Origin of the sequence: Mesorhizobium sp. LCM 4576 (genome assembly GCF_001854815.1) — a bacterium.
GTDB lineage: Bacteria > Pseudomonadota > Alphaproteobacteria > Rhizobiales > Rhizobiaceae > Mesorhizobium > Mesorhizobium plurifarium.
Window position 1 is genome coordinate 1 of sequence record NZ_MDDT01000075.1, and the last position, 9496, is coordinate 9496.

Annotated in this window: 9 protein-coding genes and 1 riboswitch; of the genes, 4 read left to right on the top strand and 5 right to left on the bottom strand. The window is 66.7% G+C overall.

All coding sequences use genetic code 11. From position 1 onward, the window contains the following. The 3 genes from thiQ to thiB all read right to left on the bottom strand — a co-directional run. Nucleotides 1-738 (bottom strand): thiamine ABC transporter ATP-binding protein (gene thiQ / locus LCM4576_RS31485; RefSeq protein ID WP_071036258.1); only part of this gene is annotated, 738 nt, incomplete at its 3' end. After that, nucleotides 735-2351 (bottom strand): thiamine/thiamine pyrophosphate ABC transporter permease, encoded by a 1617-nt coding sequence (thiP, locus tag LCM4576_RS31490; protein WP_071036012.1) that lies wholly within the window; start codon nt 2349-2351, stop codon nt 735-737. The genes thiP and thiQ, both read right to left, overlap by 4 nt. A 221-nt stretch (nt 2352-2572) precedes the next feature. Next, nucleotides 2573-3574, bottom strand: a complete 1002-nt coding sequence (thiB, locus tag LCM4576_RS31495; RefSeq protein WP_407067411.1) for a thiamine ABC transporter substrate binding subunit — start codon at nt 3572-3574, stop codon at nt 2573-2575. Between the two features lie 52 nt (nt 3575-3626). Further along, nucleotides 3627-3732, bottom strand: a riboswitch (TPP riboswitch). Nucleotides 3733-3869: 137 nt separating this feature from the next. On the opposite strand from thiB, the gene LCM4576_RS31500 reads away from it, so the two are divergent. The 4 genes from LCM4576_RS31500 to LCM4576_RS31515 all read left to right on the top strand — a co-directional run bounded on the left by LCM4576_RS31500 (nt 3870) and on the right by LCM4576_RS31515 (nt 6935). Next, complete coding sequence (locus LCM4576_RS31500) at nt 3870-4514, top strand: thiamine diphosphokinase (RefSeq protein WP_041000895.1); 645 nt, start codon at nt 3870-3872, stop codon at nt 4512-4514. A gap of 1 nt (nt 4515) precedes the next feature. Beyond that, the gene (locus LCM4576_RS31505) at nt 4516-6330 is read left to right on the top strand and encodes an ABC-F family ATP-binding cassette domain-containing protein (protein ID WP_071036259.1); all 1815 of its coding nucleotides are present in this window, start codon (nt 4516-4518) and stop codon (nt 6328-6330) included. A gap of 63 nt (nt 6331-6393) precedes the next feature. Then, nucleotides 6394-6636 carry a type II toxin-antitoxin system CcdA family antitoxin gene (locus LCM4576_RS31510; protein ID WP_071036260.1) on the top strand — a complete coding sequence of 81 codons (243 nt, stop codon included), beginning with the start codon at nt 6394-6396 and terminating at the stop codon, nt 6634-6636. Continuing rightward, entirely contained in the window at nt 6636-6935 is a 300-nt protein-coding gene (locus tag LCM4576_RS31515) for a CcdB family protein (RefSeq protein ID WP_071036261.1), read from the top strand. The genes LCM4576_RS31510 and LCM4576_RS31515 overlap by 1 nt, the downstream gene beginning before the upstream one ends. Nucleotides 6936-6964: 29 nt before the next feature. On the opposite strand, the gene LCM4576_RS31520 is transcribed toward LCM4576_RS31515, so the two are convergent. Beyond that, the gene (locus LCM4576_RS31520; protein WP_071036262.1) at nt 6965-8746 is read right to left on the bottom strand and encodes a hypothetical protein; all 1782 of its coding nucleotides are present in this window, start codon (nt 8744-8746) and stop codon (nt 6965-6967) included. A 70-nt stretch (nt 8747-8816) separates the two neighbouring features. Then, on the bottom strand, nt 8817-9496 hold a 680-nt coding region (locus LCM4576_RS31525; RefSeq protein ID WP_198540347.1), incomplete at its 5' end, for an adenylosuccinate synthetase.

Below are 9496 nucleotides of genomic sequence, written 5' to 3' on the forward strand. Positions count from 1 at the left end.
ATCGCCGATATAGCGCCTGAACGCATCCGGTCCAGACCGGTCGAAGAAATCGTCGGCCGGCCCGGCCGCCGCGATCGTGCCTTCATCGAGAAATGCCACGTCCTGGCCGATGCGGCGCGCATCCTCCGGCTGATGCGTGACGAACAGCACCGTCATTTCGCGTTCGGCATGGATGCCGGCGACAAGATCGAGCATGTCCTCGCGCAGCGCCGGGCCGAGCGATGCGAAAGGCTCGTCGAGCAGCAAGACCGGCCGGTCGCGCAGCAGCACCCGCGCCAGCGCCACGCGCTGCCGCTCGCCGCCGGAAAGCTCGCGCGGCAGCCGCTTTTCCTTGCCCGCCAGGCCCACACGCGCCAGTGCCTCGGCGACGGCAACGCGGTCGGCCTCGCCGAGTTTCAGCGACGGCGAGCGGCCGAGTCCGACATTGGCTTCGACCGAAAGGTGGGCAAACAAATTGTTTTCCTGGAACACCATCGACACCGGTCGCGCCGAAGGCGGCGTGTCGCCGATGTCGATGCCGCCGATCAGCACCCTGCCCGCATCGGGCGTTTCGAAGCCGGCTATCAGATTGAGCAGCGTCGACTTGCCGGAACCGCTCGGCCCCATGATGGCGGTGATCCTGCCCGCCGCGAATTCGGCATCGAAGCGGAAGGAAGATTCGCCGTAGCTGAACGCGATACCATCCAGCGTGACGGTGAGGCCCTTATGCGCGGCGGTGCCGTCGATCGTCGTCGTCATGACTTTCCTTCCCGCCCCAGCCAGTCAGCAACGACCACCAGCATCAGGCAGACGAGGCCGAGCAGCAAGGCGAGTCCCGCGGCGTCGGCGGTCCGGTAGCTGCCCATGCGCGCCAAAAGCAGATAGGGCAAGGTCTGTACGGAATCGCTGCCGAACAGCGCGATCACCCCGAGATCGCCGAGCGACAGCGCCATGGCGAAGGCGAATCCGGTGGCCAAGGGCCGCCTCAGCGACGGCCAGTCGATCAGGCTGAGCCGGGTCCAGCCGGATATGCCGAGCGCCAGGCAAAGCCGCTCATGGCGTTCGCTCGCCGCATCATAGGCCGGGCGAATGGCGCGGATGGCGAAGGGCATGGCCATCACCGCATTGACGGCGACGACCATGACCGGCGCGATGGCGAAGACATCGGTGATGCTGCGCAACGCCAGGAACCAGCCGGCGCCAAGCACGATCGGCGGCACGACGAGCACGAAGCCGGCTCCGGTGTCGGCGGCGTGCTCGAGCAGCGACATGGCGCTGCCGGCACGGCGCCGCAGGGCCAGCGCGCGCCGCGCCGCGATCAGCGCCAGCGACAAGGTCACGCTGAGCAGCGCCGCAAGCAAAGCAAGGCCCGCGCTGGTGAGCGTCGCGCGGCGCACCGCCTCCTCGCCCGCCAATCGGCCGAGATCGGCCTCCAGACCTGAAACCACCGTCGCCGCCATCGGTCCGGCGACGAACAGCAGGGCAAGCACGATGAGGCCGCCATTCAGCACGCTCTCCATGCGGCCCGCCGAAAGGTAGCGGCGCGGCGCCACCGGCAGATTGGCGTCGCCGACGGCGTTGGCGCCGAGCCGCGTGAGAGCGACGACCACGATGAAGGTCAGCGCGATCTGCAACAGCGTCAGCACCACGGCGCGCGCGGGATCGAAATCGAAGCGCAGCGCCTGGTAGATGGCGACCTCCAGCGTCGTCGCGGCCGGACCGCCGCCCAGCGTCAGCACGATGGTGAAGGAGGTGATGCAGAGCATGAAGACCAGTCCGGCGATCCCCGGCAAGGCCGCGCGCAGCACCGGCCATTCGATCAGCCGGAAGGCCGGGCGGGCGCTCATCCCAAGCTGGCTCGCCAGTCGCCACTGGTCGGCGGGAATGGTGCCCAGCGACTCCAGGAACAGGCGCGTCGCCAAGGGCAGGTTGAAGAAGACATGCGCGACCAGGATGCCGGAGAGGCCGTAGATGCCGGGCCATTCTCCGCCGCCAAGCCCGGCGAAGACGCCGGCAAAGTACCCGGCGCGACCGTAGAGCGCCAATATGCCGAGCGCGGCGACGATTGCCGGCAATGCCAGCGGCACGGTGAACAGTTGCAGGATCAGTCGGCGGCCGGGAAAGGCTGGATGCCGGGACAAGGCGCGCGCCACGAGCAGCGCCGGCGCGACCGACAGGAGCGTCGAGAGAGCCGCCTGCCAAAGCGTGAAGCGGGCGACGCGAAAGAGATAGCTGTCGAAGGCGGCGGCAGCGCCGGAGAGGTCATGCGCGCCTTCGATGGCGAGGCCGGCGAAGGCGCCGCCGATGAGGATGGCGATTGCTGCAAGAGCGATGACGCCAGCGGTTATGCGGGAGTCACGCGTGGCGTGCACGCTGCACCTTGTTGAGATTCAGCGAACGCCGCGTTCCTTCGCGCCCCCCTCTGGCCTGCCGGCCATCTCCCCCTCTAGGGGGGAGATTAGCAGCTTCGACGCCCCGCTTAGTCCTGCAGCATTGGAGATTGGCGAAAGTCGGCGTGACAGCCAATCTCCCCCCTTGAGGGGGAGATGTCCGGCAGGACAGAGAGGGGGGCCTTGGCGCAAGCATCGCAGCCCTACTTGCTCATCACCGCCAGCCACTCATCCACCCAGGCCTTGCGGTTGGCCGCCACTTCCTCAGGACTGAACAGCAAGGTCTTGGTCGGCTTCACCAGCTTGTCGAAGGCCGGGTTGAGCGGCTTGTCGGTCTTGCCGGCCGGGAACATCCAGTTGGTCTCCGGAATGACGTCCTGGAACTTCGGTCCGGTCATGAAGGCGATGAATTTCTGCGCCAGCGGGTTCTTCGCGCCGGCCGTGGTGATGCCGGCAACCTCGATCTGCAGGTATTCGCCCTCCTCGAAGGAGGCCGCCTGGTAGCGCTCGGTGTTCTCGGCCACCATGTGGTAGGCCGGCGAGGTGGTGTAGGAGAGCACCATCGGAGCCTCGCCCTTGGTGAACAGGCCATAGGCCTCGCTCCAGCCCGGCGTCACCGTCAGGACCTTGGTCTTGAGCTTGGCCCAGGCTTCCGGCGCCTTGTCGCCATAGACAGACTTCACCCACAAAAGCAGGCCAAGGCCGGGCGTCGAGGTGCGCGGATCCTGGATGACGATCTTGTCGGTGCCGCTGCCTTCCACCAGCTCCTTCAGGCTCTTCGGCGGGACTTTCAGCTTCTGCGTGTCGTAGACGACGGCGAAATAGCCATAGTCGAAGGGCACGAAAGTGTCGTCGCTCCAGCCTCCGGGCACATTGATCCCGGAGACTTCGCCATGCGGCGCGAAGAGGCCGCTCGCCTTCGCGTCCGCCGTCAGATTGGTGTCGAGGCCAAGCACGACATCGGCTTTGGTGCCGGCGCCTTCGAGCTTGACGCGGTTGAGCAGCGCCACACCGTCGGCCACCGAGACGAATTCGAGATCGCAGCCGCATTCGGCCTCGAATTCCTTCTTCACGGCCGGTCCGGGTCCCCAATCGGCGGTGAAGCTTTCATAAGTATAGACGGTGAGCTTGTCCTTGGCCTCGGCAGGCGCGACGCCCGCCAGAAGCGCAACAAGGCCGGTTGCGAGAATGAGATTGGACAGCATTGCGCGCATCGGCGCCTCCTTCGTTCGAGTGACAAGGAATTGAGGCGCCGGATGGTCCGAAACGTCTAATCCCTCCGCCGGTACAAACCGGATCAGGTTCAGCGGGTTGGCTTGATCGCCTCTCAGCCGGATCACGTCCGGCACCCCGTTAGAGCGTTTCGACAGATAGGCCCGGCCGAAGCGGCGCGCAAGCGGAAGTTTTGCCGGGCAGCTAATGTTCGCCGGCAGGGTTCGCAACCGAAGCGCACTGCATCCGGCTTCCGTTTCGCCCGGTGGGCTGGTAAGGGCGACGCCCATGGGCACATTCACCATCCTGCTTGGCGGCGAACTCATCCGCACGCCCCGGCTCGAACGCCAGATCACTGGCTCGCGCGTCATCGCCGCCGACGCCGGCATCGGCCATGCCCGCTTGCTGGATATCGTCCCGGAACTCTGGGTTGGCGATTTCGATTCGGTGCCGGCCAACCTGCCGGATGATCTCGCCGCCGTTCCGCGAAAAGTCTTCCCGGCCGAGAAGGACATGACCGACGGAGAGCTCGCCATAGCGGAAGCGCTTCAGCGCGGCGCCACCAGCCTGGTGCTGGCCGGAGCCTTTGGCGGCAAGCGCGCCGACCATGCCGTCCTGCATCTGGCGCTGGCCGTGCGGCTGGCCGCCGCCGGCACGCGGGTGCTGCTGACGAGCGGCGCGCAGGAAGGCGTTCCGATCCTGCCCGGCAAATCGAGCTTCGACTATGATGAGGGCACCTTGTTTTCGGTGCTCGGCTTCTCCGAGCTTGGCGGCCTGACTGTGACCGGCGCCAAATGGCCGCTCGACCGCGTCGAGGTGGCGTTCGGCTCCTCGCTCACTATATCAAACGAGGTCAAAGGGCGGCTCGGCATCGCGCTGGAGCGCGGCCGGGCGCTGCTTCTGGCCCACCCTTATCCTCTTCCAGAAAGCTGATATGGCGCCGCCACTCCTCAACCTCGACGGCATTAAACTGACCTTCGGCGGCACGCCGCTGCTCGACGGCGCGGCGCTCAGCGCATCCGCCGGCGAGAAGATCGCGCTGGTCGGCCGCAATGGCTCGGGCAAGTCGACGCTGCTCAAGATCGCCGCCGGCATGATCGAGCCGCAGGACGGCGAGGTCTTCCGCCAACCCTCGGCCACGGTCCGCTATCTGCCGCAGATGCCCGACATGGACGGTTTCGCCAGCGTGCGCGCCTATGTCGAAGCCGGCCTCGGCCCGGCCGACGATCCGCATCGCGCCACCTATCTGATGGAACATCTCGGCCTCACCGGCGAGGAGCGGCCGAACGATCTTTCAGGCGGCGAGGCGCGCCGCGCTGCGCTAGCCCGTGTCATGGCGCCCGAGCCCGACATCCTTTTGCTCGACGAGCCGACCAACCATCTCGATCTCTCGGTCATCGAGTGGCTGGAAGAAGAGCTTGCCCGCACCTCTTCCGCGGTGATCCTGATCTCGCACGACCGCCGCTTTCTCGAGCGCGTCTCGCGCGCCACCGTCTGGCTCGACCGCGGCCAGACGCGGCGCCTGGACAAGGGCTTCGCGCATTTCGAGGAGTGGCGCGACCAGGTGCTGGAGGAGGAGGAGCGCGAGCAGCACAAGCTCGGCCGCCAGATCGTGCGCGAGGAGCACTGGCTGCGCTACGGCGTGACCGCCAGGCGCAAGCGCAACATGCGCCGGCTCGGCGAATTGCAGACCATGCGCCAGCGCTTCCGCAGCCATCGCGGCGCCGAGGGCACCGCCACCATGGTGGCGAGYGACGCCGCCGAATCCGGCAAGCTGGTGATYGAAGCCAAGGCCATCGACAAGAGCTTTGGCGACCTCACCGTGGTCAAAGGGTTCTCGACCCGCATCCAGCGCGGCGACCGCGTCGGCCTGGTCGGCCCGAACGGCGCGGGCAAAACGACATTGCTGAAGATGYTGACCGGAGAGCTGGCGCCGGATGCCGGCACCGTGCGGCTCGGTGTCAATCTCGAGATCGCGACGCTCGATCAGAAACGCGAGGCCGTCGACCCGCAGGAGACGCTGGCGCACTACCTGACCGACGGGCGCGGCGAGAACCTGCTCGTCAATGGCGAGCAGCGCCATGTCGTCTCCTACATGAAGGATTTCCTGTTCAAGCCCGAGCAGGCGCGCACGCCGGTGCGCGAGCTTTCCGGCGGCGAGCGGGCGCGGCTGCTGCTGGCCCGCGTTCTGGCGCGGCCGGCGAACCTTCTGGTGCTCGACGAGCCGACCAACGATCTCGACATGGAGACGTTGGAACTGCTGCAGGAATTGGTCGCGGGCTTTGCCGGCACGGTGATCCTGGTCAGCCACGACCGCGACTTCCTCGACCGCACCGTCACCAGCGTGATCGCGCCAGAGGGCAACGGCCGCTGGATCGAATATGCCGGCGGCTATTCCGACATGCTGGCGCAGCGCGGCGGCTCGAAGCTAGAAGACCGCAAGGCAAGGTCGAAGGCCGAGACCGCCGAGGCTTCGCCGAAAGCCGAACAGACAGCACCCAAGGGTCCAGCGAAAAAGCTCTCCTTCAAGCAGAAGTTCGYGCTGGACTCCCTGCCGAAGAAGATCGAGGCGGTGACGGCCTCGATCTCGCGGCTGGAGAACAACATCGCCGACCCCGCCTTCTACGAGCGCGATCCCGTCTCGTTCCAGAAGACCATCGCCGCGCTCGACAAGGAGCGCACGACGCTTGCCGCACTCGAGGAAGAGTGGCTGGAGCTGGAGATGCTGCGGGAGGAGATGGAGGGGTAATACCGCGTTCATTGCAAAGGCGGTACCGTGCGCATAAGATATGCGCATAATGAGGACGCCATCATGCGCAAGATAGCAGCGAACGCGGTCCGTCAACCGGCTAATCTGTCGATCGATTCTCAACTTATGGCGGAAGCCAAGGGGTTCAACGTGAATGTCTCGCGTGCCGCGGAAGCCGGTATAGCGGAAGCGGTTGCTGCGGAGAAAACGCGGCTGTGGAAGCTTGAGAACCGTGCGACGATGGAGGCCTGGAACGACTATGTCGACAAGCATGGCATCCCGCTCGCCGAGCATCGGCAATTCTGATGGCGCGCTACGACGTCTTCGCCAGCGGCATCGAAGGCGGCTATTTGCTCGATGTTCAATCCGGCCTGCTCGACCACTTCAAGACTAGGGTCGTCGTTCCGCTTCTGTCGCTGACCTCGACGCCTTCGCCGATGCGCAAGCTGCATCCGGTCTTCGAGATCAATGGGCGCAAGATGGTGATGGCTACTCACCTGATCGCGACAGTGGCTGCGACCGAACTCGGTGAAAATCGAACCAACCTCATAAGCCACCACGACGAGATCGTCGCCGCGCTCGACATGCTGTTTCAGGGCTTCTGAGCGGCGGCGGCTTAAACCGCCGCTGCCCCTCACCCCGACGTCTTCGTCGCCCAGGCCTTCAGCGCCTCGTCGAACACTTTCTCGCCCGGGATGCCCTTTTCCATGGTCAGCAGCGCGCGGCGTCCGGTCTTGTAGACCACCGGCACGTCGATCCAGTCCTGGCCTCGAAGCAGCGTCAGGTTGGCGTCCTCGTCCGCCTTGGTGTCGTTGAGCGCGACGAGGAAGAAGCCGTCGGCGATCTTGGCCGGAATGCCGATCAGCGGGCTGCCGGCATCCTGCTCGGAGCTCTTCATGGCTATGCGCAGGATGTTATCGACGCCGCCGCCGTCAAACCCTTCCGGCGTCAGGAAGATCATCTCGATGATGTGGCTGGCCGGCAAGGTCTGGTCGGTGTTGCGCCGGATCGTCATGCGCAACTGGATGTTCTTGCCGGGGATCGTCGCCTCGGCGCGGATCGCCGGTTCCGGCGGCAGGTCGCCGCCGGGCGATTCCTGCACCAGCGACCAGACGATGCTGCCGGGCTCGGCCGTGCCCTGCTGGGTGCTCGTGCGCTCCTCATAGAAGATCGCCTTCTGCCCGACCGGCACGGTCGCCTCGGCGGTCGCCGGCGCGGGCGGCGTCGTGCCTGCGGCCGGCGGCGTTGCTCCAGCCGCGGGCGGCGTGGCGCCTGCCGCTGGCGGTGCGGTTCCGGCCGCCGGCGGGGTCGGATTGGCCGCGTCGGTCGCCGGCGCTGTTCCTCCGGCAGGCGCGCCAGGCGTTTGCGTGGCCACAGCAGGCGGGGTCGTCGCTGGCGCCGTTGTCGGCGCGGCCGGCGGCCGCGACGTCAGCGCCGCGACGGATTCGCCCTCGCCGATCGTGGCCTGTCCGCCGGCGGGGCCGGGATCGGTCTCCTTGCCCTCGGGCGTCAGGCGTTGTGTGAACTTGGTCGTCTCCGCGGGCTCGCTGGCGGCGGGGGCCGGCGCGGCGGCCGTCTCGGTGGCGGGCTTGGCCGGAGCCGGCTTCACCAGAGGCTCGGTCGAGACCGTCTTGCTGCCGCCGCCAAGGCCGAAGAGCGAGCCGAACGCGTTCTTGTTCAGCCATATGCCGTAGCCGCCGCCCGCCAGCACCAGGAGCGCGATGAGAGCGGCGATCAAGCCGCCATAGCCGCGCTTGCGCTCCTGCGGCTGTGGCCGCAGGCGCTGGAAGGTGTCGGCCGGCTGCTCATCGCTGGCAAAGACATCGCCGCCATCGTCGGCATCGTCCATGCCGGCCACGCCCACATCGTCTTCGCGCGGCGATGGCATCGGCGGCGTCGCCTTCTGCCAGGCAGGCTCCGCCTTCGGCGCTGCCTGCCAGCTTGGCTCGGTCCTTGCCGTGTTCTGCCAGGCTGGCTCGGCCTTCGCAGGGTCCTGCGGCGCGGGCTCCGCCTTCGGCGCGCTTTGCCAGCTCGGTTCCGTCCTGGCGGGCGGGGCCGCCGGCTTGAACGGTTCGGATTTGAACGGATCCGGCTTCGCAGCCACAGGCGCCGCCGGCTGGCGGGAGTGGTTCGGCTGGTTCCTGTTGCGGTCGATGGAAGAGAAGATATGCTCCAGTTCCGCCAGCGGATCCTCGGCCGGAACGCGTTTGACATAGTCGCGCTCGACGCTGGAGATGGCGTCTTCCAGCGAGCGCTTCTGCTTGCTGACGACATCGGGTGCCAGCGGCGGGGAATATTCGGCGAGCTTCTTCGCCAGCACCGCGCGGGCACCGTCGTATATCTGCTTGCGCACCTCGAACGAAGGATCCCCCTTCTTCTCGAGCTGCTTTTTCAGAACACTAACGAAATCTGCCATGCGTCAGGTGACCTGCATTCTTTTTCCCGCCGGCCGCAAATCAGCCATAGCGCCGGGAAGGGCTGCGAAACTAGTCTTGAAACGGGTCGGTCACAAGTATTGTGTCGTCCCGTTCGGGGCTGGTGGAGAGCAGCGCCACCGGGGCGCCGATCAGCTCCTCGATATAGCGGACATACTTGACGGCTTGCGCCGGCAAATCGTTCCAGCTTCTGGCGCCGGCCGTGGTTCCCTTCCAGCCTTCGAGGGTCTCGTAGATGGGTTCGACCCGCGCTTGCGCGCCCTGRCTGGCCGGCAGGTAATCGATCGTCTCGCCGTCGAGCCGGTAGCCGGTGCAGACCTTGATCTCGTCGAGCCCGTCCAGCACGTCGAGCTTGGTGAGCGCGATGCCCTTGATGCCGTTGACGGCGACGGCCTGACGCACCAGCACCGCATCGAACCAGCCGCAGCGCCGCTTGCGTCCGGTGACGACGCCGAATTCGTGGCCGCGCGTGCCGAGGAACTCGCCGATCTCGTTCTTCTGCTCGGTCGGGAACGGTCCCTCGCCGACGCGCGTCGTGTAGGCCTTGGTGATGCCGAGCACGTAGCCGATGACGCCGGGGCCGACGCCGGAACCGGCTGCCGCTTGGCCCGCCACGGTGTTGGACGAGGTGACGAAGGGATAGGTGCCGTGGTCGATGTCGAGCAGCGTGCCTTGCGCGCCCTCGAACAGGATGCGCTCGCCGGCGCGGCGCTTGTCGTCGAGCACCTTCC